This window comes from Marinobacter sp. (assembly GCF_052091845.1).
Taxonomy (GTDB): domain Bacteria; phylum Pseudomonadota; class Gammaproteobacteria; order Pseudomonadales; family Oleiphilaceae; genus Marinobacter.
In genome coordinates this window covers 1-25,736 of record NZ_JBQDCO010000018.1, presented here as the reverse complement: position 1 = coordinate 25,736, position 25,736 = coordinate 1, and the positions used below count along the sequence as shown (strand labels likewise).

Annotated in this window: 24 protein-coding genes and 1 tRNA gene; 12 read left to right on the top strand and 13 right to left on the bottom strand. The window is 55.6% G+C overall.

What is annotated here, in order from left to right:
• Positions 1–312 precede the first annotated feature (312 nt).
• From traF to trmL, 4 genes are all read left to right on the top strand, one after another.
• The gene (gene traF / locus ACTHYN_RS07785) at positions 313–1,635 is read left to right on the top strand and encodes a conjugal transfer protein TraF (protein ID WP_441811888.1); all 1,323 of its coding nucleotides are present in this window, start codon (positions 313–315) and stop codon (positions 1,633–1,635) included.
• A 119-nt stretch (positions 1,636–1,754) separates the two neighbouring features.
• Positions 1,755–2,867, top strand: coding sequence for a multifunctional CCA tRNA nucleotidyl transferase/2'3'-cyclic phosphodiesterase/2'nucleotidase/phosphatase (locus ACTHYN_RS07780; RefSeq protein WP_441811887.1), 1,113 nt, complete (start codon positions 1,755–1,757; stop codon positions 2,865–2,867).
• Between the two features lie 129 nt (positions 2,868–2,996).
• Positions 2,997–4,175: an acetyl-CoA C-acetyltransferase gene (locus tag ACTHYN_RS07775; protein WP_441811886.1), complete on the top strand. Its 1,179-nt coding sequence runs from the start codon at positions 2,997–2,999 to the stop codon at positions 4,173–4,175.
• A gap of 6 nt (positions 4,176–4,181) precedes the next feature.
• Entirely contained in the window at positions 4,182–4,667 is a 486-nt protein-coding gene (trmL, locus tag ACTHYN_RS07770) for a tRNA (uridine(34)/cytosine(34)/5-carboxymethylaminomethyluridine(34)-2'-O)-methyltransferase TrmL (RefSeq protein ID WP_441811885.1), read from the top strand.
• On the opposite strand, the gene ACTHYN_RS07765 is transcribed toward trmL, so the two are convergent.
• From ACTHYN_RS07765 to ACTHYN_RS07730, 8 genes are all read right to left on the bottom strand, one after another.
• A complete protein-coding gene (locus ACTHYN_RS07765) occupies positions 4,604–5,449 on the bottom strand; it encodes a heme ABC transporter ATP-binding protein (RefSeq protein ID WP_441811924.1) in 846 nt (281 codons plus the stop codon). The two genes, trmL and ACTHYN_RS07765, sit on opposite strands and share 64 nt — an antisense overlap.
• The gene (locus ACTHYN_RS07760; protein WP_441811884.1) at positions 5,449–6,483 is read right to left on the bottom strand and encodes a FecCD family ABC transporter permease; all 1,035 of its coding nucleotides are present in this window, start codon (positions 6,481–6,483) and stop codon (positions 5,449–5,451) included. Before ACTHYN_RS07760 ends, ACTHYN_RS07765 begins: the two co-directional genes overlap by 1 nt.
• Entirely contained in the window at positions 6,473–7,357 is an 885-nt protein-coding gene (locus ACTHYN_RS07755; RefSeq protein ID WP_441811883.1) for a heme/hemin ABC transporter substrate-binding protein, read from the bottom strand. The genes ACTHYN_RS07760 and ACTHYN_RS07755 overlap by 11 nt, the downstream gene beginning before the upstream one ends.
• Entirely contained in the window at positions 7,348–8,436 is a 1,089-nt protein-coding gene (locus ACTHYN_RS07750; protein WP_441811882.1) for a hemin-degrading factor, read from the bottom strand. Before ACTHYN_RS07750 ends, ACTHYN_RS07755 begins: the two co-directional genes overlap by 10 nt.
• Position 8,437: 1 nt before the next feature.
• Entirely contained in the window at positions 8,438–9,664 is a 1,227-nt protein-coding gene (locus tag ACTHYN_RS07745) for an HmuY family protein (protein WP_441811881.1), read from the bottom strand.
• Positions 9,665–9,689: 25 nt separating this feature from the next.
• Complete coding sequence (locus ACTHYN_RS07740) at positions 9,690–11,666, bottom strand: TonB-dependent receptor plug domain-containing protein (RefSeq protein ID WP_441811880.1); 1,977 nt, start codon at positions 11,664–11,666, stop codon at positions 9,690–9,692.
• 296 nt (positions 11,667–11,962) lie between these two features.
• A complete protein-coding gene (gene secB, locus ACTHYN_RS07735; protein WP_441811879.1) occupies positions 11,963–12,466 on the bottom strand; it encodes a protein-export chaperone SecB in 504 nt (167 codons plus the stop codon).
• A 153-nt stretch (positions 12,467–12,619) separates the two neighbouring features.
• Positions 12,620–13,036 carry a rhodanese-like domain-containing protein gene (locus ACTHYN_RS07730; protein ID WP_441811878.1) on the bottom strand — a complete coding sequence of 139 codons (417 nt, stop codon included), beginning with the start codon at positions 13,034–13,036 and terminating at the stop codon, positions 12,620–12,622.
• A 159-nt stretch (positions 13,037–13,195) separates the two neighbouring features.
• On the opposite strand from ACTHYN_RS07730, the gene gpmI reads away from it, so the two are divergent.
• The 4 genes from gpmI to ACTHYN_RS07710 all read left to right on the top strand — a co-directional run bounded on the left by gpmI (position 13,196) and on the right by ACTHYN_RS07710 (position 18,260).
• On the top strand, positions 13,196–14,749 hold the full coding sequence (gene gpmI, locus ACTHYN_RS07725) for a 2,3-bisphosphoglycerate-independent phosphoglycerate mutase (RefSeq protein WP_441811877.1): 1,554 nt from the start codon (positions 13,196–13,198) through the stop codon (positions 14,747–14,749).
• 20 nt (positions 14,750–14,769) lie between these two features.
• Complete coding sequence (locus tag ACTHYN_RS07720) at positions 14,770–15,909, top strand: murein hydrolase activator EnvC family protein (protein WP_441811876.1); 1,140 nt, start codon at positions 14,770–14,772, stop codon at positions 15,907–15,909.
• Positions 15,910–16,041: 132 nt separating this feature from the next.
• On the top strand, positions 16,042–17,439 hold the full coding sequence (locus ACTHYN_RS07715) for a S41 family peptidase (RefSeq protein ID WP_441811875.1): 1,398 nt from the start codon (positions 16,042–16,044) through the stop codon (positions 17,437–17,439).
• Positions 17,436–18,260 carry a divergent polysaccharide deacetylase family protein gene (locus tag ACTHYN_RS07710; RefSeq protein ID WP_441811874.1) on the top strand — a complete coding sequence of 275 codons (825 nt, stop codon included), beginning with the start codon at positions 17,436–17,438 and terminating at the stop codon, positions 18,258–18,260. Before ACTHYN_RS07715 ends, ACTHYN_RS07710 begins: the two co-directional genes overlap by 4 nt.
• Here the strand turns inward: ACTHYN_RS07710 and hisF are convergent.
• From hisF to ACTHYN_RS07685, 5 genes are all read right to left on the bottom strand, one after another.
• The gene (gene hisF, locus ACTHYN_RS07705) at positions 18,257–19,030 is read right to left on the bottom strand and encodes an imidazole glycerol phosphate synthase subunit HisF (RefSeq protein WP_441811873.1); all 774 of its coding nucleotides are present in this window, start codon (positions 19,028–19,030) and stop codon (positions 18,257–18,259) included. The genes ACTHYN_RS07710 and hisF overlap by 4 nt on opposite strands.
• A gap of 55 nt (positions 19,031–19,085) precedes the next feature.
• Positions 19,086–19,817 (bottom strand): 1-(5-phosphoribosyl)-5-[(5-phosphoribosylamino)methylideneamino]imidazole-4-carboxamide isomerase, encoded by a 732-nt coding sequence (gene hisA / locus ACTHYN_RS07700; protein WP_441811872.1) that lies wholly within the window; start codon positions 19,815–19,817, stop codon positions 19,086–19,088.
• Positions 19,811–20,452 carry an imidazole glycerol phosphate synthase subunit HisH gene (hisH, locus tag ACTHYN_RS07695; RefSeq protein ID WP_441811871.1) on the bottom strand — a complete coding sequence of 214 codons (642 nt, stop codon included), beginning with the start codon at positions 20,450–20,452 and terminating at the stop codon, positions 19,811–19,813. The genes hisA and hisH overlap by 7 nt, the downstream gene beginning before the upstream one ends.
• Positions 20,453–20,512: 60 nt before the next feature.
• Positions 20,513–21,106: an imidazoleglycerol-phosphate dehydratase HisB gene (gene hisB / locus ACTHYN_RS07690; RefSeq protein ID WP_441811870.1), complete on the bottom strand. Its 594-nt coding sequence runs from the start codon at positions 21,104–21,106 to the stop codon at positions 20,513–20,515.
• Between the two features lie 126 nt (positions 21,107–21,232).
• Positions 21,233–21,694: an SRPBCC family protein gene (locus ACTHYN_RS07685; protein WP_441811869.1), complete on the bottom strand. Its 462-nt coding sequence runs from the start codon at positions 21,692–21,694 to the stop codon at positions 21,233–21,235.
• Positions 21,695–21,906: 212 nt separating this feature from the next.
• Between ACTHYN_RS07685 and ACTHYN_RS07680 the strand changes: the two genes are divergently transcribed.
• The 4 genes from ACTHYN_RS07680 to ACTHYN_RS07665 all read left to right on the top strand — a co-directional run bounded on the left by ACTHYN_RS07680 (position 21,907) and on the right by ACTHYN_RS07665 (position 25,736).
• The gene (locus tag ACTHYN_RS07680; protein WP_441811868.1) at positions 21,907–24,120 is read left to right on the top strand and encodes an AsmA family protein; all 2,214 of its coding nucleotides are present in this window, start codon (positions 21,907–21,909) and stop codon (positions 24,118–24,120) included.
• Positions 24,117–25,184 carry an A/G-specific adenine glycosylase gene (mutY, locus tag ACTHYN_RS07675; protein WP_441811867.1) on the top strand — a complete coding sequence of 356 codons (1,068 nt, stop codon included), beginning with the start codon at positions 24,117–24,119 and terminating at the stop codon, positions 25,182–25,184. The genes ACTHYN_RS07680 and mutY overlap by 4 nt, the downstream gene beginning before the upstream one ends.
• A gap of 82 nt (positions 25,185–25,266) precedes the next feature.
• A complete protein-coding gene (locus tag ACTHYN_RS07670) occupies positions 25,267–25,539 on the top strand; it encodes an oxidative damage protection protein (protein ID WP_441811866.1) in 273 nt (90 codons plus the stop codon).
• A gap of 121 nt (positions 25,540–25,660) precedes the next feature.
• Positions 25,661–25,736, top strand: a tRNA-Phe gene (locus tag ACTHYN_RS07665).

Below are 25,736 nucleotides of genomic sequence, written 5' to 3'. Positions count from 1 at the left end.
TTCTCCACCGGCAAGAACCCGGACAAAATTCGCAAAATCTATCGCACACCCAAAAAGCATGAAAATTTCATGCCAGGTTTAACCCTCCGCCTTTTAAAGCCCAGCCTGCGTGCTTGTATCTTGATACACCCTTACAGGTGGCAACTTTATGCCGGTCAGTTGCTCACCTTCCGCCATGCCGAAAGCTCGGTGCTCCGCTTACATATCAAAAACAAACCGTTACCGCATACGGCATGTTCAGGCACCGATATTGTTCTAACATTTCACTTTCTTAATAACTTAACAACACTCTCTTTTTGCACAGGTACCCAAATGCATCAATACCGCTTGTCCAGACTGTTCATTGCCGTAGGATTATCCGTTGCCGCCACCTCTGCGTTGGCCAGCCCTCAGGCGTTTATGTCTTCACGCTCGTTTGCTATGGGGGGAACCGGGGTGGCGGTTGCTCACCCTTCAAACGCTACCTCAGCTAACCCGGCTATGATGGCTGCGGATCACCACTCATGGTCAGATGATTTCAGCCTTACCTTGCCGTCTGTCAATGCACGGGTTGCAGATGAGGAAGAAACGATTGATCAGGTTGATGATATTCAGGACGTTATCGACGACTTTGATCAACTTGTGAGCAGCATTAAAACCAGTCCTTCGCAACAAAGTACAAATGAACTGGCCAGGTCGTCTGCAGATTTGAGAGATCGTCTAGTCGGCTTTGACAAAGATACAGTCCGCGCCAATATTGGGTTGGGCCTTGCGCTTGCAGTTCCAAGTAAAGCCTTGTCAGTCGGTTTTTTCACCAATGCAAACCTCACTGCGACGGTACGTGGGGAGCTTTCAAGTGACGACCGAATATTCCTGGACAACGTTGTTAACACTGCACAAACCGGAACACCCACAGACGTGCAGAATGTCGTTAACTCCGCCGCTGTTGATCAGGATGGAAATATTATTTTCGATTCACGAGGGCGCATTCTGGCTTCTGCCGTGGGCGAGTTCGGGATCTCCCTTGCGCATGCACTGGAACTGAATAATGGCAGCGCCATTCAATTGGGCATTTCTCCAAAGTATGTCCAGCTACAAACTTTTCAGTACACAGAGAGCGTTTCAGGTTTCGAGGATGACGAGTTTGATGGCGATGAATATCAAACTGAAAAGAGCGGCTTCAACCTGGACATAGGTGCAGCTTACGCCTTTGGCGACGAGAAGCAGTGGAACGCTGGCATTGCCATCAAAAACCTGATTCCCATGGAGTTGGACTCAGCGGCAAGCCGTTCTGACCTTGACGAAAAGGTTCGCACCCTCGAACTGAACCCCATGGCCACCGTGGGCATTGCCCACAAGAGCAACTACCACGTGGTAACCGCCGAAGTAGACCTGACCAAAAAAGAAGCCTTCGGGTTTGAAGACGACACCCAATGGGTTGCTTTAGGTGCAGAGTTTGATGCCTGGCGCTACGCCCAGCTGCGTGTAGGTGCTCGCTATAACCTGGCCAGCAACGACGACAACGATGGCATTGCCGAAGAAACCCAGTTTACCGCAGGTATTGGCCTGAATGTATTTGGCGCGCGGCTTGATCTTGGTGCGTTGATTAGCGATGCGGATATGGGTGCAGCCCTGGAACTTGGCGCAGCTTTCTGATTCTGCTTCAAGCGTAGCTATTGGGGATCAGGTGAACACCTCAGAGTAACGAAGTTTGCCTGATCCCACCGGGAAACGGATAATTCCCGGACACTTCTCAGAAAGGAACCCTATCCTTCATGCAAACCTATCTGGTTGGCGGCGCCGTTCGCGATAAGTTACTGGGCCTGAGAGTCAAAGACCGGGACTGGGTGGTGGTTGGCGCCACCCCAAAGCAAATGCTTGCCAAGGGCTTTACCCAGGTAGGTTCAGACTTCCCCGTATTCCTGCACCCGAAAACCCACGAGGAATACGCCCTGGCCCGCACCGAACGCAAGCAGGGCCACGGCTACCACGGTTTCAGCGTTTACAGCGCGCCGGATGTCACCCTTGAGGAAGACCTGCTGCGCCGGGATCTCACCATTAACGCCATGGCGCGCTCAGAAGAAGGTGAACTAACCGATCCCTTTAACGGCAGAAAGGACCTTGAAGCGCGAGAGCTGCGCCACGTATCGGAGGCCTTCAAAGAGGACCCCCTGCGCATTCTGAGAACCGCCCGGTTCGCAGCCCGCTTCCAACCTTTAGGTTTTAGTGTGTGCACAGACACCATGATCTTGATGCGCACCATGGTGGCCGAGGGCGAAGTAGAACACCTTGTAGCCGAGCGGGTTTGGCAAGAGACTCAGCGGGCGATCCATGAACAGTCGCCTTGCACGTTTTTTCAGGTGCTACGGGACTGCAATGCTCTCGCGGTGCTGGTCCCCGAGCTTAATCCCGATACTGAATTCAACGCGGCCATGAAGGCCCTTCAACGTATTCACGCACTGAAAGGCTCAACAGCTGAACGCTTTGCCGCACTGCTGTGCACACTCGATGAACCCGCCTGCATGGCAAGAGCCAAAGCTCTGAAAGCACCGAATGATTGCCAGCAACTTGCGCGATTGATTGCGGCATCTATTCCGGTCATCCGACAGCTCGACCCCTCGCAACCGGATGCAAGCGCGCTGCTTCAGTTGCTGGAAAAAGTCGATGTGTGGCGGCGGCCCGAACGCTTCGCACAGTTGGTCAATGTACTGGAATGCACGCTTTCCAATAGTGACCAGGCACTGCTGACCCCACTCAAAAATGCCGCTGATGCGGCCTCGGGTGTTGACCCTCAAGCACTGATCTCACAAGGCTTTGCCGGCAAAGAGCTGGGTAGTGCAATACGTGCGGAACGCCTGGCGCGTATATCTCAAGCAGTGTGCCGTTAACTCAGGGTTCGCTCTGTGCTTTTGCCGGCTCGGCCTTTGGGGCTACAATGCGCGCAGCTTTTAATTCTGTGGGGCTAGAGACCTGGCTTTTCTACCCGACACAGTACAACTATTAATGGGAGAGTTTCCATGCGTGATGTCGTTATTGTTGCCGCCAAACGCACTGCCATAGGTACGTTTGGCGGAGGCCTGTCCAGCCTTCGTGCGGATCAGCTTGGCACTGCCGTGATCAAAGACCTGTTAAAAGAGACCGGTGTTGCTGGCGACCAAATCAATGAAGTGGTGCTGGGCCAGGTACTAACCGCAGGCTCGGGCCAGAACCCTGCACGCCAATCGGCCATCAATGCTGGCATTCCAGCTTCCGTGCCCGCAATGACCATTAACAAGGTGTGTGGTTCCGGTCTTAAAGCTGTTCATATGGCAACTCAGGCGATTCGCTGTGGCGATGCCGACATGATTATCGCCGGCGGTCAGGAAAGCATGAGCCTGGCGCCCCACGTTCTACCCAATAGCCGCAACGGCCAGCGCATGGGCAACTGGACCATGATCGACACCATGGTTACCGACGGCCTGTGGGACGTTTTCAACGATTACCACATGGGGGTAACCGCCGAGAATATTGTCGAGAAGTACGGCATTAGCCGTGAAGAGCAGGATGAGTTCGCAGCAGCCTCCCAGCAAAAGGCGGTTGCCGCCCGCGAGGCTGGCCGTTTTGATGGTGAAATCGTGCCTGTGTCTATCCCCCAGCGTAAGGGCGACCCGATAGTAGTAAGCAAAGACGAAGGCCCCCGCGATGGCGTAACCGGCGAAGGCCTTGCCAAGCTACGCCCGGCGTTCAAGAAAGATGGCACGGTAACCGCCGCCAATGCGTCCTCCCTGAACGATGGTGCGGCGGCCGTTATGGTGTGCAGCGCCGAGAAAGCCAAAGAACTGGGGCTTACACCGCTAGCCACCATCAGGGCCCACGCCAATGCCGGCGTAGAGCCGACCATTATGGGCACAGGCCCGATACCTGCCACTCAGCGCTGCCTGAAACTGGCCGACTGGGATGTGGACGATCTGGATTTGATTGAGGCTAACGAGGCGTTCGCCGCTCAGGCTATCTCCGTAAACCGCGATCTGGGCTGGGACACTAATAAGGTAAACGTAAACGGCGGTGCCATTGCTCTGGGCCACCCAATCGGCGCTTCTGGCTGCCGCATTCTGGTGTCGCTACTGCACGAAATGGTTCGCCGTGATGCTAACAAGGGCCTCGCAACCCTTTGCATTGGTGGCGGCATGGGCGTTGCCCTGGCTGTGGAACGCTAAATCGCAATGCTGAACGTGGTGCTGTACGAGCCTGAGATACCTCCCAATACGGGGAACATCATCCGGCTGTGCGCCAATACCGGTTGCCGGCTGCATCTGATTGAGCCTCTGGGCTTTACCCTGGAAGACAAACAGATGCGCCGGGCCGGGCTGGATTACAGCGAATATGCCAGGGTAAAGGTTCACAAAAGCTATCAGGCGTTTCTTGAGAGTGAGCAGCCTGAGCGGCTCTTTGGCTTAACCACCAAGGGCTCCCGTTACTACCACCAGGTTACGTATCAGGATGGTGACTATTTGATGTTTGGTCCGGAAACCCGGGGCCTGCCGGTAAAGGTACGCGAAGGCTTACCAACCGAACATTGCTTGAAAGTTCCCATGTGCCCGAATAGCCGCAGCCTGAATCTGTCCAACACCACCGCGCTGGTAGTTTACGAAGCCTGGCGACAGCTCGGGTTTACGGGCGCAACCGTCGAAAATGAAGGTCCTGCGTAAGCCGATACCGGCTCATCATCCCGGGGAATCACCAGTGGGTAGCCTTCTTCCAGCTCCAGAATCCTTGCCGACAAACCGTAAACCTCTGCCAGCACAGACTCTGTTAGCACGTCTGATGGCTGTCCGGCGATATGGCATTGGCCCTGATGAAGTAACAGCAACCGGTCTGCAAATCTGGCTGCCAGATTGAGATCGTGGGCGACAGCCAGCACGGCAAAACCTCGTCGCTTTGCCAGCTGCCGGAGCAGTGAAAACACCTGCTGTTGATGTGCCGGGTCCAACGCCGAGGTGCATTCATCCAGCAACAGCAACACCGGCTCTTGGGTGTCCCATATTTGCGCCAACACCCGGGCCAGCTGAACCCGCTGTTGCTCGCCGCCGGACAAGCCTGGCGCAAGGCGGTGTCGTAAATGGGTTATATCCAGCAGCGCCATGAGCTCTTCGAGAATGCCCGCGCTTTTCGACAGGGGCTCAGCCGGACGGCCCAAGCGCACGATTTCTTCTACCGTTAACGGGAAGTTCACTTCCACCCGTTGCGGCATAACCGCCCGTTGCTGGGCCAGCTTTTTGTTTGACCAGTTTTTCAGTGGTTGCCCGGCAAATGTTACCTGCCCGGCACCCATCTTGTGTTCGCCCGCCAGCCCTTTAAGCAGGGTAGATTTGCCGGCACCGTTGGGGCCAAGTACCACAAGTAGCTCACCCGCATCCAGCTGAAAGCCGAGATCACGAACAATTGGCTTGCCAGAAAGAGACACACCCAAGCCGTCGACCTGCAAAAGCATCACACCACCCTCGTTCGCATTAGTAACAACAGAAAAAACGGCCCGCCGATCAGCGCCATCATCAACCCGATAGGCAACTCAGCCGGCGCCACCACCACCCGGGCCAGGCAGTCTGCTCCCACCAGCAGGGTGCCACCGGCCAGGGCACTGGCAGGAATCACAACGCGGTGTCCTGCCCCCAGGGTATGCCGCACCAGATGCGGCACCACCAGGCCAACAAAGCCAATCAGGCCACTGACTGCAACTGCTGCGCCCACTCCCAGGCCAGCAATCAGAATGGCGGCGCGCTTGGTCCAGTCGGTGTTGTAACCCAGGTGGCCAACCACCTGCTCGCCCAGCAAAAAGGCGTCCAGTGGCCGCGCCAGAAACGGCGCCGCACACAGCGCCAGCAACAACCAGGGCGCGGCCATGGCGACATCATCCCAGGCTGCATGGCCCAGGCTGCCCATGGTCCAGAAGGTGAGCGAGCGTAATTCTTCATCGGAGGAATAGAAGGTCAGCAAGCCAGTGCCGGCACCGGCAATGGCGTTAATGGCAATACCCGCCAGCAGCAAGGTCGCCACCGAGGTTTGCCCGGCCCTGCGGGCAATGCGCCAGGCCAGAAACACAGTGCCACTGCCGCCGATAAACGCGGCGATGGGCAAGGCCCAGGCGCCGGCCAGGTCTACCCAGCCACCCAGCCAGGTGCCGCCCAGTACAATCACCGCAATGGCCGCCAGCGAGGCGCCGGCAGAAACGCCAATCAACCCGGGGTCGGCCAGGGGGTTGCGAAACAACCCTTGCAGCAACGCCCCCGAAACCGCCAGCACGGCACCCACCAGAAAGCCCAGCACCAGCCGTGGCAGGCGCACATCCATAAGCACCATGGTGGCAACCTCATCTTCAAGACTGCCCACCAGCACACCCAGGATATCACCGGTGGAAAGCGGGTAGGCGCCGCTGGTTACGGACACCAGCGAAACTGCCAGTGCCGCCGCCAATATCAGCAGCAGGGCCGGCCCCCGGGCGAGCCGGCCAGAGGCATCAGTGACCATTGCTGGCAACCTGCTCCACCTCTGTCAGCAAGTTGGCCACGGCTTCCATGGCCTGGGACAGCCTGGGGCCGAAGCCCAGCAGCAGCATGCTGTCGCCAACATAGTGCCGGCCCTGTTTCCAGGCATCCAGCGCCGCCAGCTGGGGCCATTGGTCAATACGGAACTGCCCGGGGCGGGATTCGGCCACCACAATGGCATCCGGCTGCGAGGCCAGAAGCGCTTCACGGTTGGCGGGCTTGTAGCCGCGCACATCGGCCATGGCATTGCGGGCACCTACAGATTCCAGCAACGCCTGGCCGGCGGTTCCCTGGCCGGCAATCATTACCCCATGGTCGCCCGCCGCCATCAGGAACAGCACCCGGGCCGGCGTGCCACTTTGCGCCGCTTCTACCGCAGCCACCCGCTTCTGAATGCTGGCTGCCATGGCCTTGGCCCGGGCTTCCTTGCCCACGACCCGGCCCACTTCACGAATGCGGGCCAGGGTGTCGGCCGGTGATCTGGCCACCGGAAGCTGGACAACCTCTACACCTGCCTTTGCCAGCCGCTCCAGGGTTTTGGCAGGCTCTGCCTCATCCGTGGTCAAGAGCACATCCGGCTTCAGTGCCAGCACGCCTTCAAACGGCAGCGCCCGCAGGTAGCCTACCTTGGGCAGTTCATTCACGGCCCTGGGGTAGTTGCTGGTGGTGTCTACCCCTACCAGAGCGTCTTCCGCGCCCAGCGCGTATACCGTTTCGGTCAGGCTGCCATCGGCACTGACTATTCGTGGCTCTGACCTCACCTCCGGCTCGCCCGCTTGTGCCGCCGATGCCGCCAGCGTAATTGCCGCGAAGGATACACAGGCTGCCCAACGGGCAGCCACAGCCATCAGGCGCATAGCGCTTTCTCCAGGGCCGCCACTTCCCGCTGCCAGTGTTCGGATTCCGGGATACCCGGCTTGCGGTCACCAAACAGCGTAACCACAATCTCGCCCCGGGCGTTGTAGCCCTCCAGTGAGGTGATGATGCCGTCGCTGGAGGGCCGGCGCACCACAAACCAGTCGCTGATGCCATCGGTGTTGGCGTGCAGGTTGAAGCCTTTGTCGAGCACGTTCATCCAGGGGCCGCTGCGTTTGACGTTGTCCACGGTGCCGGCAAAAATCTGCACAATGCCCGGGTTGCCCACAAACACCATGATGGCGCACTGACTGGATTTGGCTTGTTCCAGAATCTGGTCCAGCGGCGAAAGCACCTGGTCGGTTGAGGTTTTCAACCGGGTTACCCATTCGGAACCCACCAGCTCTACAGCTGTTTGCCGGTCTACCTTGTTGCGTTTGAGCATGGCGTGGAAGTGGTGCACGTCTTTGAGTTTCGACCAGTCTTCCTGCAAGGCGTCTACATCCACCTCGCTGGGGTCGGTGCGCTCGGCCGGGGCCGGTGCAGCCGTCAGCACCGGCGCTTCAGCGGAGGGGTTTAAATACTCGCCCACCAGGGCATCCCAGGCGGCTGCGTTCGTGGCGTCGGTTTTGTAGATCTTGTGCAGCGCCATGCCGTGGGCATTGAAGAACTGCAGGCTTTCCCGGGTGATCTTGCCGGTGTTTTCGGTAACCAGATAACCGTGCGCCCAGCTGTTGAAGAACACGCGCACATCAATGTCGCCTACCGCCAGGCCCATGGCGCCTTTGCCGGTCACGGTGAACTTGTTGAAGGAGGCTGTGATCTCGTGCACGGCCTGATCGTTGCGGGTAAGGATCATCACATCCCCCACCGGATCCATGGCCTTCATCAACTCGCCGAACTCGGGTTTGAGTGGCTGCACGCCCTCGCTGCGGCAAAGCAGCAGTTCCAGTTCGCTTACCCCCAGTTCATTGGCAGCGTTGCGGATGCGCAGTTTCGGCTGTTCCGCCAGCAATGCCTGCCAGCGGCTGTTGAGGGTGGATTCTTGCTGTTGCTGTGGGGCTTCCATTGTTGCGGTCATTTCAGTTTTCTCCTTGTTTGAATGAAGCATCGGTCCAGTGAACGATAGGCTGGCCACTTTCGGCATCTTCGCCGTAGTAACCGGCAATCTGAACGGAGTAAATCGGTGAGGATGGGTCACTGGCGTCTGTGTCTATGGCGTAGACGCGATAGTTGGGGCGAAGCACGTGCTTACTGGGGTCATAGGCATACCAGCTCTTCACATTGAACACACCGCTGGCGTCCAGGGCGTAAAGATTTACGAGGGATTTACCGCTAACGGGTTCTTCTGTGGCCTTGCCATAATCCAGGAGATCGTCCCAAGGAAACTCGCCCAGAGCTCCGCCGTCACCGTCTCCAGAAGCGCCGCTGTTTGTGCGCAACTCAAGGCTACGAGCGTTCACATCAAACACCAACTTGATGTCCCAAAGGTTAGAGCCTGCGCAATCTACGGTACTCCCTGCATCGGTCCCTGCACCCCCAGTAATGCCCGCATCGAAATCAAAGCAGGTTTCCAGTTGGGCCAAGGGGCCTTCAAACAGGATATTGCTGTTGGTGAACTGTTCGACCCCCTCAGGCTGGACATCGAATCTGATGCGGAAACTGTTATCCGTGGCGCTTGGCTTAGGATCAAACTTGAGCTGTTCAACCCGCATACGGGCGTAACTGTTGCCCTCAGCCGAGCGCACCAGCCAACCTACGCTGCTGTCTTCTACAACTGAGTGAGTCGTGCGGTCGTAGGTGTACCATTTATCACCAAAGCGATTGGTCACCTCGCCGCCATACCAGGTATCAGGCTCAGCGTAATCAGCATGCACAGCGGCTTCTTCAGACTTGTTGTCTGCCGCTTGTTTCAAAAGGGTAATTTTGGGCTCACCATTGGCGTCATAAAACTGATCCTGAGGGTTAAGAACCGCACCCTTAACGTTGCCGCCACCAATCGCACCACTGTTCACCTGAATGCTGTCGCGCTTGAACGCGAGATGCCAGGCATTGGAGGTTTTGGCTTGCTCTTCGGTTAGCTCCACGAACTTGCCGGTATCCAGATTCAGATACGTGGTTTTATCGTATGACTTGGCATCAACTACCTTCCGCTCGAACTGTTCGTTCTGATCGTTCTGATCGTTCTGATCGTTCTGATCGTTCTGATCGCCCCCATCATTCGGCCCCAGGTTGTTATCACTGCCCCCGCAACCGGCCAATAAAGTGGCGGATATCGCCAGCCCCAGAAAAACCCGCGTGTTATTCATGCATCATCTCCTTGTTGATTTACTGTTATTTGCTGAAGCCAAGCGTTGCGCCCAGATAGACAAAACGACCAGCCACCGGGCCGAAATCGTCGCTGTCATCAAAATCCCGCTGCTTGTCAGTGACGTTGTCGATGCCGGCGAACAGGCGCAGGTTGTCGCCCAGTGCCTGGTTGAGCTTGAGATCCACGGTGGTGTAGCCGGGTGATTTCATCGCCTCGTTGGTGTCGACAAATTCCGAGCTCTGGTTGCGCAGGCGCACCGACCAGCTCAGACCGGGAATGCCTGCCTGGCCGTCCAGCCCCAGCCGGGCCTGGTGCCGTGGGCGTTTGGGCAGGGCCTTGCCGGTGGCCCGGTCTTCGGCATCCGTGTAGGTGTAGCCGGCGGTGAGTTCCCAGCCGGGGGCGAACTGCCAGCCAGCGGTGGTTTCCACGCCGCGGGTGCGGGCATTGTCGACGTTGGCGTACCTGTGTACATCCACGCCGTCGCCGCGAATGGCGGTGGCCACCGGGTCAAACTGGGTCTGGATCAGGTCTTCGATGAGGTTCTGGTAGGCATTGATTTCAAACCAGCCGGCGCTCAGGTAGTTCACCCCCCAGCCCAGCTGCAGGTTCTGTGACACTTCCGGGCGCAGGTCGGGGTTGCCCTGTACGACATAGCCAAGCTGGCTGTGATCAAACCGGAAGTAGCGTTCTTTCAGGTTGGGCACCCGGTAGCCACCACTCCAGCTGGCCCGCAGATACTGGCTGGCGGCCCAGCCGGGGGTGAGTTCATAGCGGGTGCTAAGCTTGGGGGCGTAATGATTGCCAAAATCGGAATCGCGCTGGCCACGCAGGCCGGCTACCCATTCCCAGCGCTCGGTGGGCATCCAGGTATCCTGAAGCCAAAGCTCCTTGCTGTTGCGGGAGCGCTCGCCGCCCACCAGTTCGCTGGCACCGTCTACCGACTGCTCCAGGGTCTCGTGGTGCAAATCGGCCCCCACCATCAGCAGGTGGTCATCGCCAACCGTGACTTCCGTGTGCACCGAGGCCTGCGACAGCTCCTGGCTGGCCTGGCGTTGATCAAAAGTGCCGAACGCCGAGTATTTGTAGGTATCGTCCTGCAGATCCTCCCGCAGCAGGTTCCAGGTCAGGGTTTGCTGTTCTGTGAGGCTGTGTTTGCCGCCCAGCACCGCCCGCTGGCGCTCAACCGACTCTTCCTTGCCCTGCTTCAGGGTGGTGCCGGCCTTGGCGGTGAGAAAGCGCGAGCCGGAAGCCTCATCAAAATAGCCCAGTTCGGCAAACAGCCGCTGGCCATCACTGGGCCGCCATTCAAGGCGGGAGCTGAACTGGTTGCGGTCATATTCGTCGCCGGGGCGGGCCCAGGTGGCGGGCTCCGGGTCCAGGCCGTCGGTGTGCTGATGGGAGCCACTCAGGCGCAGGCGCAGTTGTTCGCTGGCCATGTCGACACTGGCGCGGGCACCGTAGCGCGCCAGATCCGGGTTTTCCGCGCTCGGGTTCTGGTCGCCGTAGCTGCCGCCATCCAGGGTCAGCTCACCACTGACGCCCGGCTTGATATCCCGGGTAATCACGTTGATAACGCCACCAATGGCGGCACTGCCGTACTGTGCCGAGCCGGCGCCCTTCACCACCTCAATACGCTTCACATCCAGCAGTGCCAGCTGGCTCACATCCACGGCAGAGCCGGTGGTGGCGGTCATGGGCAGGCCGTCTACCAGAATCAGCACCCGGTCGGCGCTAATGCCCTGCATCCACACTTCCTGCCCGGCTTTGCCGTGAATCGCACGAAGCTGCAAACCCGGTACGTTTTCCAGGGCTTCGGCCACGTTTCTGGCGTGGGTTTTCTCCAGCTCCTTGCGGGTGACCACTTCCGTGCGCACGGGGGTATCGCCTATCGTACGATTAGAGCGAGTCCCCGTTACCACAATCTCATCAAGGTAAGAGGTTGTTGTGGCTCCCGTGTCTGCAGCTACCCGCCCACAAGCACCCAGGGCAAAAGTGGCCATGAAAAACCATGACGGTAAAGACCAACCTTTTTTACACGCACCACTCACAAAGTTTCGCTCCCTGAAAATTATTGAAAATACTAATGCGAACAAGAACGCGAAACATTCTTGTTTAGATAATGACGCATGTCAATAAAAAAGTAAGAGCAAGTACTTAGTCAGCTTGGGCGTAACCGCAAGGCATTACCGTGAATCAGGCAAACAGAGGAGATTGTGTGGAGGCTTAAAAAAACAAAACCGCCCTCAAGGTGTGCATCGGGCGATGCGCTTGAGGGCGGTTTTAAAAAACGGCAGGGTTAGTGTGTCTGCTCGCCCTTGGGCGTCTCTTCCTGCCCTTCTTCCTGCTTGCGCTGCAGCGCCTGAGCATAGATAGCGTCAAAGTTAACTGGCGCCAGCATCAGTGCCGGGAAGCTGCCTTTGTTAACTACGCCGTCAATTGCTTCACGGGCATAGGGGAACAAAATGGTCGGGCAATACGCGCCCAGCATCTGACCAAGCTGCGGCCCTTCAATGCCAGCTACCAGAAAGACGCCCGCCTGCTGAATCTCAACAATGTAAGCGACTTTTTCATCAATTTTGGTCGTAACCGTCAGAGAAAGCACAACCTCATACTGGTTATCGCTCACCTTGGTGTGCGCGGTGTTCAAGTCCAGGTTCACCTGCGGCTTCCATTGCTCTTGAAACACCACTGGCGAGTTCGGAGATTCAAAAGACAGGTCCTTCACGTAAATACGCTGAAGGGCAAACTGGGCCTTGTTTTCGTTGTCACTGCCTGCAGCGGCTTGCTGATTCTCAGCCATGTTCAGTCCTTTCCGTTATGTAAAGAGTCGTCGATTGGGCTCAAAGGCCCATTGTTATGGTTACATCTGCCTGAACAGTCTACTGTTCAGCGGTGCCTGATTATGTGAAACAGTGCGGCAGATCGGCGCACAGATCAAGTTATGCCGGCGCTTTTACTTCTTCACCAGCGGCAGGTTACTGGCTTTCCAGTCGCCCACACCACCGTTGAGACGCACGACGTTAGCATACCCCTCGGCGTTCAGCTGCTTAACCGCCATGGCGGAATGCTGGCCCATTTTATCCGCCACGATAATCTGCTTGTCCTTGTGCTTATTCAGTTCGCCAGCACGGCTTTTAAGAGCATTCAGCGGGATATTGACAGAGCCGGTAATGCGGCCCTCTGCAAATTCTTTACGATCGCGAATATCAACCACTATGGCTTCGTTGCGATTGAGCAGGCTAACCGCACCTTGAGCAGAAATTTTAGCGCCACCACGCCGGGACTCCAAAACCAGGATCGCGACCAGAAAAGCCACAAACAGCGAGGCGAGAACATAGTGATTAACGACAAATTCAAACAACCGATCCATGAGGCGACCCTAAAAATAAGTTTGGGCGGATTATACACAGCCTGCACGCCGGACAGAAGGCGGCCACACAGGTAACGACTGTGGCCTCAGGGTGCAAAAATGGATAAGCTTCGTAACTACTTTTGAAAACTAACTGCAACTCTACCTCCGGACTGAATAATGACAGCATTACGCAAGCCGACAGCACTGATAATTCTGGACGGCTGGGGCCATCGCGATCCCGCCGAAGATAACGCCATCAGCAACGCCAACACGCCCTTCTGGGATAAGCTCTGGGAATCCAACCCCAAAACACTCATTAACACGTCAGGCATGTTTGTGGGCTTGCCTCAGGGACAAATGGGCAACTCGGAAGTTGGTCATATGAATCTTGGCGCGGGCCGGGTGGTTTATCAGAGCCTTACGCGCATAGACAAAGAGCTGGAAGACAGAACCTTTAACAACAACAAAGCCCTTTGTTCCGCCATCGACAAGGCTATAAGCAATGGCGGAGCCGTTCATCTGATGGGGTTACTGTCGCCCGGTGGTGTTCACTGCCATGAAGACCACGTGCTTGCAGCTGCAGAGCTTGCCGCTTCACGGGGAGCGAAGGAAGTGTACATTCACGCATTTCTTGATGGCAGGGACATGCCACCACGCAGCGCCCGCCCTTCTCTTGAGAAGGCCGCCGCAAAACTCAAAAGCCTTGGTGTAGGCCGCGTGGCGTCCATTGTTGGCCGCTACTTCGCCATGGACAGGGATAACCGATGGGATAGAGTGGAAGCCGCCTACAACCTGATGACACTGGGCGAATCAGAGTTCACGGCAGCCGATCCTGTTTCAGGCCTGGAACAAGCTTACGAACGTGGTGAAAACGACGAATTTGTAAAGCCGACACGCATTCAGAACGCTGATGATACTGCGGGCACCATCAACGATGGGGATGCGGTTGTGTTCATGAACTTCCGGGCCGACCGCGCCCGTGAAATGACACGCACGTTTGTTGGTGAAGACTTTGATGGCTTCGAGCGTCAAAAGCAGCCAAAACTCGCCGATTTTGTAATGCTTACCGAGTATGCGGCCGACATCAAGACATCCTGCGCCTACCCTCCAGCGCAACTGGTTAACGGCCTGGGCGAGTATATGGCAGACCTTGGCAAAACCCAGCTCCGCATCTCCGAAACCGAAAAATATGCCCACGTAACCTTCTTTTTTAATGGCGGGCAGGAAGCACCTTTTGCTGGCGAAGACAGAATACTGGTGCCCTCCCCCAACGTGGCAACCTACGATTTGCAGCCAGAGATGAGCGCTCCGGAAGTTACAGACAAACTGGTAGAAGCCATCAAAAGTGGTAAATATGACCTGGTGGTATGCAACTATGCCAACGGTGACATGGTTGGCCATACTGGCAAACTGGACGCAGCTGTTAAGGCCGCCGAGTGCATTGACCACTGCGTACAGCGGGTGGTCGATGCCCTGAACGAAGTAGACGGTGAAGCATTGATCACCGCCGACCACGGCAACTGCGAGCAAATGACAGACCCCAGTTCCGGTCAGGTTCACACAGCCCACACCGTTGGACCGGTTCCCCTTATTTACACAGGCAACCGCGCGGCAAAAGTAAACCTGCAGGACAACGGCAACCTGAGCGATGTGGCTCCTACCCTGCTGGCGCTGATGGGGCTTAAGCAGCCAAAGGAAATGACCGGGCACAGCCTGGTTAACATCGGTTGACCCGGAAACAGGCTTTACCATTGCGATTCACTGCTGCACTGGCGCTGGCACTCACTTTTACACTGGGTGCCGCGACCGTAACGTTCGGAAAAGAGGTTACGCCAGCCCAGATTGAAGCCCTCAAGGACCGCATTGAGGCTATCGATGACTGGCTGGCTGATGCCGATAAAGACCGTTCCGCGCTGGAGCGGGAGCTTGCCCAAGCTGAACGCACGATCAGCCGACTTACCCGCGAGCGCCGGTCTCTGAGGGGACAGGTAAAGCAGCAGCAGCAGCGCCTTGGCGACCTCCAAAACGAGGAAAGGAAGCTGGCACAAACCCTGGATCGCCAGCGGGAGAGTTTAAAAAAACAGATTCGCACCGCCTGGATGGAGGGTGACACCCCCGCTGTAAAAGTATTGCTCAATGAAATCAATCCGGACAACATTGCCCGGACGATGACCTATTACGAATACCTCAGTCGTGACGCTGTCGGGCGCCTGGAAACGTTCCATAAAAATCTTGAGGAACTCAAAGCGACGCAAGCCGCCGTTCAGGACACTCGGGCAGAGCTTGCCGCTGCCGAGGAAGGCATTGTTAAACGCCAGGAAGATTTAAAAGCATCCCGAAAAAAGCGCGAAAAGACCCTCACTGCGCTTAATCAGGACATCCGCTCCCGTCGCAGCGAGAAAAGTGAACTGGAATCTGATCGCAAGCGGCTGGAGAAGTTGCTGTCCGAGGTTCAGCAAGCCATTGCCAACATCCCATCCCCCAACGAATCCGAGCCTTTTCCATCGCTGAAAAACAAGTTGCCATGGCCAGCGCAGGGTAAGGTGATCAGCCGGTTTGGCGATAAATATGCAGATGGCAAGTTGCGCCGAAATGGTTTGATCATACAGACCGGCGAAGAGGCCAACGTGAAAGCGATTCATTATGGCAGGGTTGTGTTTGCTAACTGGCTTCGAGGCTTTGGCCTGATAACAATTATTGATCACGGTGATGGCTACATGACACTCTATGGTCATAGCAGTAGCCTATTCACCAGCCCCGGCGACTGGGTTGCCGCCGGGGAAGCCATTGCACAGGCAGGTCGCACTGGCGGAACCGATGCGCCGGCGCTCTATTTCGAGATTCGCCACAACGGCAAACCGGATAATCCCGGGCGCTGGCTGGCGAACTGAACACAGGCGGCGGGGCTGACAAACGCGCCCGCTGACGCCATACTGTCGAAAACAGGGAATGTCGCTTAACTTTTTGCTCAGCTCTCAACTTAATTCTCAGCTTAACTACCGGAATAACCACGGGATATGTGAATGAATCGGGTCCGAAGTACACTCAAAGCCTCACCTTTGCGCGCAGCCATTCTTGCAGCCTGTTTCACTACCCTTCCCGGACTGGCCTTCGCCGAAGATAACCCTTCAGGCAATACGCAACTACTGGAAGGTATTCAGGATGGCGAACGCGTTGAGGTTTCCCTGCCAGACCCGGAAAAACAACTTCCCCTGGATGATTTGCGAAAATTCACCGAGGTTTTTAGCCGTATCAAGGCCGCCTACGTTGAAGAAGTAGATGATCGCGAGCTACTGGAAAGCGCCATTAAAGGCATGCTTTCCGATCTTGATCCGCACTCCACCTACCTGGCCCCAAAAGATTATGAAGAGCTGGAGGAAAGCACCTCCGGTGAGTTCGGTGGCCTGGGCATAGAAGTGGGCATGGAGAATGGTTTTATAAAGGTAATCGCACCCATTGACGACACACCCGCCCAGCAGGCCGGCGTTCAGTCCGGCGACTTGATTATTAAACTCGATGAGAAACCGGTAAAAGGCATGAGCCTTGAAGAAGGCGTTCAACTCATGCGCGGCAAGCCCGGCACCATACTGACGCTGACCATTATGCGTGAAGGCGAAACCGGCCCGGTAGAAATTGATGTTGAGCGGGATATTATCAAGGTAACCAGCGTTAAGAGCCGCATGATTGAAGACGGTTATGGCTATGTGCGCCTGACTCAATTCCAGGCAGAAACAGGCGGACAGTTTACAAAAGCTCTCAACAAACTGAAGAAGGATCACGGCGGCGATCTGGATGGGCTGGTCATTGATCTGCGCAATAACCCCGGCGGCGTACTACAGGCTGCCGTAGCAACGGCAGATGCGCTGCTGGATGAGGGGTTGATTGTTTATACAGAGGGCAGAATCCAAAGTTCTCGCCTGCGCTTCAGCGCCAAAGATGGCGATGTTATGGCCGGCACCCCCATTGTTGTTCTGATCAACGGCGGCTCTGCCTCCGCTTCGGAAATTCTTGCAGGTGCGCTGCAGGATCATGAACGGGCCGTCGTTATGGGCACTCAATCCTTTGGCAAAGGCAGCGTTCAGACTGTTATACCACTGGATGAAACCCACGCTATCAAAATGACAACAGCGCGCTACTACACGCCCGATGGGCGCTCTATACAGGCCACCGGCATCAAACCGGATATTGAAGTAAAGCCCGCGGAGCTGAAGGAGCTGGATGGCCGGCCATTCTTCACTGAAGCCGACCTGAGCGGTCATCTGGTGGGTCAGGACGAAAAAACCGAAAGTGGCGACAAGCAAACAAAACCTGAAAATCAGTCTGGCTTGATTTCCGATCGTGACTACCAACTGCGCTCTGCACTGAATTTGCTGAAAGGGCTGCAAATCCTTAATCACAAGGGAGCTGATGCAGAGCAGTGAAGGTTCTCTTTAATCTAACCCTGGCACTGGCGGCCCTGGCCAGCCTGGCCGCCAGTGCTGTAGCCGCAGAACCGGCCAACCGCGAAGTGCCGCCAACCATTGCCATCATTATTGATGACATGGGCCACAACCTGCACGAAGGCGAGCGCCTGGCCAACCTGGATCAGCCACTGACTCTGGCATTCCTGCCCTATCGCCGGCACACAGATACTCTGGCCCGCCTGGCACACAACCGCAGCAAAGAGATTATGCTGCACGCGCCCATGGCTAACACACGGAATTTCAGCCTGGGACCAGGCGGGTTGACGTCTGACATGGACCAGCAGCATTTAACAACTACTTTGCGCCGCGCCCTGCAGTCTATCCCCCATGTGCAGGGTGTTAACAACCACATGGGCAGTCTGCTGACGCAACAACTGAAACCCATGGACTGGGTGATGAAAGAGCTCTACCGCTACCCGGTTTATTTTGTCGACAGCAGAACCATTGCTTCGTCAGTGGCAGGCAATGTGGCTGAGGCTTACCAGATTCCTACCCTTTCACGGGATGTGTTTCTGGATCATGAGCAAACGGAAGCGTTTGTCGACAAACAATTCAAGGAGCTGATCCGGCGGGCGAAAGAAAACGGCAGCGCGGTTGGTATCGGCCATCCCCACACAGTAACCGTGGATTATCTCGAGAAGCATCTTCCGCAACTGGATGAACAAGGCATTGCCATAGCGACTGTAAGCGGGCTTTGGGCAATACGTAACAATAACCGAAAGATGTTTGCAGAGGGCGAAAAGCAGGCCATCCGGCCTACTTTCGCCAAAAAGCATTAATCCCGAACTTCGATGCCCTGGGCTTTCATAAAAGCCTTGGCTTCGGGAATGGTGTGTTCACCAAAGTGGAAAATAGACGCCGCCAGAACCGCATCAGCGCCACCTTTGGTTACACCATCTGCCAGGTGTTGCAGCTCACCCACACCCCCTGAGGCAATCACCGGCACTGATACCGCATCGCTAACCGCGCGGGTAAGCCCAAGATCAAAACCGATTTTGGTGCCGTCTCTGTCCATGCTTGTAAGCAGCAACTCCCCAGCCCCCATATCAACCATCTTGCGGGCCCACTCTACGGCATCCAGCCCGGTTGGCTTGCGCCCGCCATGGGTAAAGATTTCCCAGCGCGGCGCCTCACTCTCGCTGCTAACCTGCTTGGCATCAATGGCAACAACAATACACTGGCTGCCGAACCTCTCTGCAGCCTCGCGCACAAGCTCCGGGTTGAATATGGCCGCCGTGTTTATGGCAACCTTATCAGCACCCGCGTTCAGCAATTTGCGGATATCGTCCACGGCGCGAACACCACCGCCAACGGTTAACGGAATAAAAACCTCCGCCGCCATGCGCTCTACGGTTTCGTAGGTTGTGTCACGGCTTTCGCTGCTTGCGGTAATATCCAGGAATGTAACTTCATCAGCGCCCTGCTCGTTATAACGGCGGGCCACTTCCACGGGATCACCTGCATCACGGATATCTACAAAGTTAACGCCTTTTACAACACGCCCCTTGTCTACATCCAGGCAGGGAATAATTCGTTTTGCCAGTGCCATACAGTAACTTCCTCAACCTTTCAGTGTGTGCCGAAAAAACGTTGTAAAGGGTGCCTCAAAGGGAGTCGCAATATGCCTGAGCTTCTGCAACGTCCAGCGTACCTTCATAAATCGCCCGCCCCGTAATCGCACCGATAACACCCTTGTGTGCAACGGGTGCCAGTCGCTTGAGGTCATCCATGTTGGTCACTCCACCAGAAGCGATAACCGGAATACCACCTTCTTCCGCCAATGCCGCAGTAGCTTCTACGTTCACGCCCTGCATCATGCCGTCACGGTTAATGTCGGTGTACACAATTGCTTCAACGCCATCGTTCGCAAAACGTTTGGCCAGGTCGGTGGCCATCACTTCAGATACTTCAGCCCAGCCATCTGTGGCTACGCGGCCATCTTTGGCATCCAGACCAACAATAATGTGGCCCGGGAAGCGCTTGCACATCTCGGTAACAAACTCAGGTTCTTTAACGGCTTTGGTGCCGATAATTACCCACTGCACACCCGCCTTTAAATAGGCCTCAATGGTTTCGGCAGAACGAATACCACCGCCAATCTGGATCGGCAAATCCGGGTACTTACGGGCGATGGCCTGAACAATTTCGCCGTTTACCGGCTCACCCGCAAAGGCACCGTTCAAATCCACAAGGTGTAAGCGGCGGGCCCCGGCATCTACCCAACGAGTGGCCATATCAACCGGATCGCCACCAAAAACGGTGGAATCTTCCATTCGGCCCTGGCGCAACCGCACGCATCTGCCGTCTTTCAAATCAATGGCGGGAATAATCAGCATGTTCCATTCCAGTCAGTAAAGTTCTTGAGGAGCTGCAGCCCTGCCCCGGCGCTTTTTTCCGGGTGAAACTGCACAGCAAAAATATTGTTGCGGGCCACCGCGGCCGCAAGATCGACCCCATAATGGGTGCGCCCGACGATATCCCCGTTGCCCTGGGCTTCTGCGTAATAGCTGTGCACAAAATAGAAGCGATCGCCGTTTGGGATGCCTTGCCAAAGCGGGTGCGAGCCTGCCTGAAACACTTGGTTCCAGCCCATATGAGGCACCTTTAAACGCTCGCCGTTCTCTACCAGGTTGTTGCCAAAAAAGCGCACTTGAGAAGAGAACAGATTAATAGCGTCGATACCGCCATTTTCTTCACTGCGAGACATAAGTGCCTGCATGCCCACGCAAACACCAAGGAACGGACGATCACGGGACACTTCCCGCACCAGCTTGTCCACGCCCAACCGCCGCATCTCAGCCATGCAGTCACGCATGGCGCCAACACCGGGGAGAATCACCCGGTCTGCCTCGCGAATCTGGTCTGGGTTGCCGGTTACCAGAACTCTGGTATCCGGAGCCACGTGCTCTACCGCCTTGCGGGCAGAGTGAAGATTACCCATGCCGTAGTCGATGATGGCAACGGTTTTCATGGTTAGTGCAGTGTCCTTGTGGTGACTAAAGAGCAACGAAGGCCGGCTACGAAAGGTTATTTACAGCGAGCCTTTGGTGGATGGGGTAATACCCGCCATGCGCTCATCCATTTCAACGGCCATGCGCAGCGCGCGACCGAATGCCTTGAACACAGTCTCGATCTGGTGGTGGGTATTCTTGCCCCGCAGGTTGTCGATATGCACAGTCACCATGGCATGATTGATAAAGCCACGGAAAAACTCTTCAAACAAATCCACATCAAAACCACCCACAACAGCGCGGGTAAAGGGCACATTCATTATCAGGCCAGGGCGGCCCGACAGATCAATCGCCACGCGCGAGAGGGCTTCATCCATAGGCACATACGCATGGCCATAGCGAACGATGCCTTTTTTGTCTCCCACCGCCTGCCTGAAAGCCTGGCCCAGGGTAATGCCGATGTCTTCCACGGTGTGGTGATCATCAATGTGCAGATCGCCTCTGGAAACAACATCCAGATCAAAAAGTCCATGGCGGGCAATCTGCTCAACCATGTGCTCCAGAAAGGGCACGCCGGTATCAAAACTGGATTTACCGGCTCCGTCGAGGTTGAGGTCAACGGTGATCTGGGTTTCAAGGGTATTTCGCTCTACCCGAGCCTTACGTTCGGCCATGGGGACTCCGTAGCAATATAAGCGGCACAACGCCGGGAAAGTTCAATTTACGAATTATACATTTTATGCTTGCAGGAGTCCCACAATCGCGTTAATCAGCGTGCAAGCTGGTCTGATCATAAATCTTTAAAAGGCAGCCTTAAGATTGCTCATGTAGGTATCTACCAGCCCATTGAACTCGTGCTTGACAACCGGACTGATTGCCAGCTTCAACATGCCGGGCAGAGGCAGCGTTAACTCGGCACTGGTATGGAATTTCAAGGCTGTAGCCCTATCTCCGTTTGCCTTCACCGTCCAGTACCCGCTAACCAGCCCATTACCTTCTCCTTTCACTGGCTCCCAGGTAATTTTACCGGCATCTTTGTCGGCAAAATACTTACTTGCATATACAGATTGAATCGCATGCTTATCAACGCCCACTTTTTCCATTTCCCAGCGATAAACATTGTCGCCCAAATCTTTCAGTTTATGGACCTTTGGGAAATAGCTTACAGAGCGTGGTACATCGGCAAGCAGGTCGAACACTTCATCGTAGCTGGCAGGAATTTCAAGCTCTCGGTTCAAATCAATAGAGACGGTAATAGCCACAGCAGACTCCTTCTTATGGTTATACATGTTATTTTTTATGTTTAAACGTTGCGATGCAGTCAGAAAACAGTGCAGGCATTTTGGCCCAACACTACGGCATTGTCATACTCTTGCCCTGTTAATTTGTTAACCCTGCGTTATCCTTTAACTAATTCGCCCCGGGTTCGGCATGAATCCTGAACGCTCCCGAAACAAGAAAGGAAGCCTTTACCATGAAAGCCATACGTTATGTGCTGATCGCCATCGTTGCACTTATTGTTCTCGCCGCTGCCGCGATAGCTATTGCCATGGCCGTTATAAACCCGAACGACTACAAGCCGCAAATCGAGAAGGTTGTTGAGGAAAATACCAACCTCGACCTCATTCTGGAAGGCGATATCGGCTGGTCTTTTATTCCTCTCGGGCTTGAGCTGAATGATGTGGAAGCGACCCTTGATGATGAACGCCTGGTTGCACTGAAGCAATTGGTCGCACAGGTTAATCTTTGGTCTTTGATCTCCATGTCACCGCAGGTGGACACCTTTGTGCTGGACGGCCTGGACACCCATCTGAGCATCAACAAACAGGGGGAAGGCAACTGGACCCGGATCATGCCGGAGCCCGAAGACGGCGGCACAAAGAAGGACAAACAGGACGTTGCCAGCACGCCAGAACCAGCAGCTGAGACAGAAGATGAACAGGGCGGCGAAGCGCTGAATTTCAACATCGAAAATGTACAAATTATTAACGCACAAGTGCAGTACAGTGATCAGCGCGACGGGCAAACCGTAACCCTGGAGAATTTCACCGTAAACGCCAGCAACATTACTCTCGGCTCTGAGTTTCCACTGGAAATTGGCTTTCGCGTAGAGACAGCCAAGCCACAGTTTGAGATAGACGGCGACATAGCCGTTCGTCTGGCAGCAAACGAAGCGCTAAACGATTTTGCGGTTTCTGGTCTGGAAGCCGTATTCAAAATGAACGGTGAACCATTCAACGGAAAATCTGTAACCGCCAAGCTGGGCGGCTCTGCGAAAGCCAACCTGGAAAATGAAACAGCAACCCTGAGCGACTTCACAGCCAGTCTCGCAAACCTGACCCTGAACACCAACCTTGATATTAAAGGCTTCGGCGACAAGCCAGCCTTACAAGGCAAGGTGGCTATCAGCGAGTTCTCCCTCAAGGAACTGCTCGAAAACATGGGGCAGCCTGCCATCGAGACCTCCGACGAAGCAGTCCTCAAAGCCATTGCATTCTCTACCAGTATCGGAGGGCCTGCGGGCAAGCCAGCGTTGTCTGACCTGGTGATCAAACTGGATGACACCACATTCGAAGGCTCCGGCAGCTACAACCTGGGCAACGGCGGCATTGTGTTCGACCTTCAAGGCGACAAACTTAACGCCGACCGTTACCTGCCACCCAAAGTCGAAAGCGAAAATGCCAGCGCTGAAGAAGCCGAAAGCAATGCCCCCGCACAAACCTCAGGCTCCGGCCCCGAAAGCGACCTTCTGCCGCTGGATACTCTGCGCAGCTTGCTATTTGATATCGACTTCGGCCTGGGTGAGCTGATTGTGAGCAACCTCACCATTAACGAAATCAAAGCCAGCACCACCGCCAGCAAAGGCCTGGTGAAAGTAGACGAGTTCAGCGGCAAGCTGTATGAAGGCAGCTTTGGCGCCAACGTAGAGATTGATGCCCGCACAGACACACCCAAGTGGACGGTAAACTCCGACGTTACCAACGTACAAACCCTTCCATTGCTGGCCGATCTGGCAGAGGTCACCATGCTGGCCGGCGGTGCCAACCTTAAAGTAAACGCCACCACATCCGGCAACCGCATATCATTGCTGACTGAAAACGCAGATGGCCAGATCCGCTTTAATCTTGCCAAAGGCGAGTTCCGCAAAATGAACCTGACCCACATGGCCTGTCAGGGCATAGCGCTGGTTAACCAGGACAAACTGACAACGGATAACTGGGGCGACGCCACCCCATTTGACGACATGCATGGCGTTGTCGATATCAACGGCAACATTCTCGACAACACAGATCTTACCGCCTCCATGGCCGGCATGAAGCTTGAAGGCAATGGCACTGTGGACATGATACAGACACTGGTGGACTACGAACTTGGCCTGCGCATTGTCGGCAACATTCACCGCGATAACGCGTGCCGGGTAACCGAATACGTTGAAGATGTTGTGATACCGGTAGAATGCCGTGGCGATTTCGCAGCAGACGCAGCCGGTTTGTGCTCCTTCGACGGTTCCAGATTCCGCGACACACTGAAAACCATTGCATCAAACGCAGCGAAGAAAAAGGCCAAAAAAGAAGTCGATAAAGCGAAAAGCAAAGCCGAAGAGAAAGTACGCAAAAAACTGGAAGAAAAACTGGGCAAAGACGGTGGTGACAAGGTTAAAGATGCTCTCAAAGGCCTGTTCCAGTGACAGCAGGCCACTTTGCTGAAAACCTTTTAGCCTGGTACGACCAACACGGCAGGCACAATCTGCCGTGGCACCACAACCGGACCGCCTATCGGGTGTGGGTTTCTGAAATTATGCTTCAGCAAACCCAGGTTGCCACTGTTATCCCTTACTACCAGGCCTTCATGGAGCGCTTCCCCAATGTGCGCTCGCTGGCCGAAGCACCGGTTGACGATGTACTCAGTCATTGGTCCGGGCTTGGCTATTACGCCCGCGCACGCAACCTGCAAAAAGCCGCCAAATCCGTTATGGAGGATTTTGGCGGGGAGTTCCCGAACACCCAGCAAGAGCTGGAAACATTAATAGGCATTGGCCGCTCTACAGCGGCGGCCATTATCGCTCAAACATTCAATAAACGCGCTGCCATTCTTGATGGTAATGTGAAACGCGTGCTGGCCCGCTACCACGCCGTTCCCGGCTGGCCCGGGCATACCTCAGTGCTGAAGCAACTCTGGCAACATGCAGAAGCGCACACACCGAACGAGCGCGTGCGCGACTACACCCAAGGCATCATGGATCTGGGCGCAACCGTCTGCACCCGCAGCCGGCCCGCCTGTAATAATTGCCCGTTACAGCAGGGCTGCGCAGCTTACGCAAATGACGAGGCCAACCTCTACCCCGGCTCCAAGCCCAAAAAAGCGAAACCTGAAAAAACCACCTGGATGGTTATTCTGGAAGACAACGAAGGTCGTATCCTGTTGGAACGGCGCCCGCCCAGTGGCATATGGGGCGGCCTCTGGAGCCTGCCGGAACTAGACCCGGCCTATGGCGCAGATGAACTGCAAGAAGCCTGTAAACACAGCCTTGGGTTCGATTGCGGAGAGCCGAAGCTTATCAGCGGTTTCCGCCACACATTCTCCCACTATCACCTGCACATCCAGCCAGCACGACTGGGTGTAACCGGGCAAAACACCATTAATGACAGTGATCAACACAAGTGGCTATTTCCGCCCGAGGCACTGGAACTCGGCTTGCCGGCACCTATTCGCAGCCTTCTTACAAACCCGGAGCAGGCCACTCTGCTCTGATACCGGAGCCTTCGCACGCTTAACCGTCACTATCTGGTATCATCCGGCCATTCACACAGACCTCATCAAAACAGGAGCGATCATGAGCCGCACCGTTTTCTGCCGCAAACACCAGAAAGAACTGGATGGCCTGGACTTCCCGCCCATGCCCGGCGCAAAGGGCCAGGACATTTTCGAGAACATATCCAAACAGGCCTGGGAAGAATGGCAACACGAGCAAACCATGCTGATCAACGAAAAACACCTGAGCCTGATGGACCCCAACACCCGAAAATACCTGCAGGCGCAGATGGAACACTACTTCAACAACGAGCCTTTCGACAAAGCAGAAGGCTACGTACCACCGGAAAAATAACACGGGTTTGATCAAACCTTGAGCAGGCCGGAAAAGATTCGGTAATTTTTCCGGCCTGGCCTTGACTCACCACCCCTAAACCGGTTTAATAGCGCCCCGTTGCACAGCAGTACAGCAACTTGCCCGGATAGCTCAGTCGGTAGAGCAGAGGATTGAAAATCCTCGTGTCGGTGGTTCGATTCCGCCTCCGGGCACCA

Bases quoted from the DNA above. Each gene is read 5' to 3' on its own strand.
- traF (WP_441811888.1), top strand. From the start codon at position 313: ATGCATCAATACCGCTTGTCCAGACTGTTCATTGCCGTAGGATTATCC.
- ACTHYN_RS07780 (WP_441811887.1), top strand. From the start codon at position 1,755: ATGCAAACCTATCTGGTTGGCGGCGCCGTTCGCGATAAGTTACTGGGC.
- ACTHYN_RS07775 (WP_441811886.1), top strand. From the start codon at position 2,997: ATGCGTGATGTCGTTATTGTTGCCGCCAAACGCACTGCCATAGGTACG.
- trmL (WP_441811885.1), top strand. From the start codon at position 4,182: ATGCTGAACGTGGTGCTGTACGAGCCTGAGATACCTCCCAATACGGGG.
- ACTHYN_RS07765 (WP_441811924.1), bottom strand. From the start codon at position 5,449: ATGCTTTTGCAGGTCGACGGCTTGGGTGTGTCTCTTTCTGGCAAGCCA.
- ACTHYN_RS07760 (WP_441811884.1), bottom strand. From the start codon at position 6,483: ATGGTCACTGATGCCTCTGGCCGGCTCGCCCGGGGGCCGGCCCTGCTG.
- ACTHYN_RS07755 (WP_441811883.1), bottom strand. From the start codon at position 7,357: ATGCGCCTGATGGCTGTGGCTGCCCGTTGGGCAGCCTGTGTATCCTTC.
- ACTHYN_RS07750 (WP_441811882.1), bottom strand. From the start codon at position 8,436: ATGACCGCAACAATGGAAGCCCCACAGCAACAGCAAGAATCCACCCTC.
- ACTHYN_RS07745 (WP_441811881.1), bottom strand. From the start codon at position 9,664: ATGAATAACACGCGGGTTTTTCTGGGGCTGGCGATATCCGCCACTTTA.
- ACTHYN_RS07740 (WP_441811880.1), bottom strand. From the start codon at position 11,666: ATGGCCACTTTTGCCCTGGGTGCTTGTGGGCGGGTAGCTGCAGACACG.
- secB (WP_441811879.1), bottom strand. From the start codon at position 12,466: ATGGCTGAGAATCAGCAAGCCGCTGCAGGCAGTGACAACGAAAACAAG.
- ACTHYN_RS07730 (WP_441811878.1), bottom strand. From the start codon at position 13,036: ATGGATCGGTTGTTTGAATTTGTCGTTAATCACTATGTTCTCGCCTCG.
- gpmI (WP_441811877.1), top strand. From the start codon at position 13,196: ATGACAGCATTACGCAAGCCGACAGCACTGATAATTCTGGACGGCTGG.
- ACTHYN_RS07715 (WP_441811875.1), top strand. From the start codon at position 16,042: ATGAATCGGGTCCGAAGTACACTCAAAGCCTCACCTTTGCGCGCAGCC.
- hisF (WP_441811873.1), bottom strand. From the start codon at position 19,030: ATGGCACTGGCAAAACGAATTATTCCCTGCCTGGATGTAGACAAGGGG.
- hisA (WP_441811872.1), bottom strand. From the start codon at position 19,817: ATGCTGATTATTCCCGCCATTGATTTGAAAGACGGCAGATGCGTGCGG.
- hisH (WP_441811871.1), bottom strand. From the start codon at position 20,452: ATGAAAACCGTTGCCATCATCGACTACGGCATGGGTAATCTTCACTCT.
- hisB (WP_441811870.1), bottom strand. From the start codon at position 21,106: ATGGCCGAACGTAAGGCTCGGGTAGAGCGAAATACCCTTGAAACCCAG.
- ACTHYN_RS07680 (WP_441811868.1), top strand. From the start codon at position 21,907: ATGAAAGCCATACGTTATGTGCTGATCGCCATCGTTGCACTTATTGTT.
- ACTHYN_RS07670 (WP_441811866.1), top strand. From the start codon at position 25,267: ATGAGCCGCACCGTTTTCTGCCGCAAACACCAGAAAGAACTGGATGGC.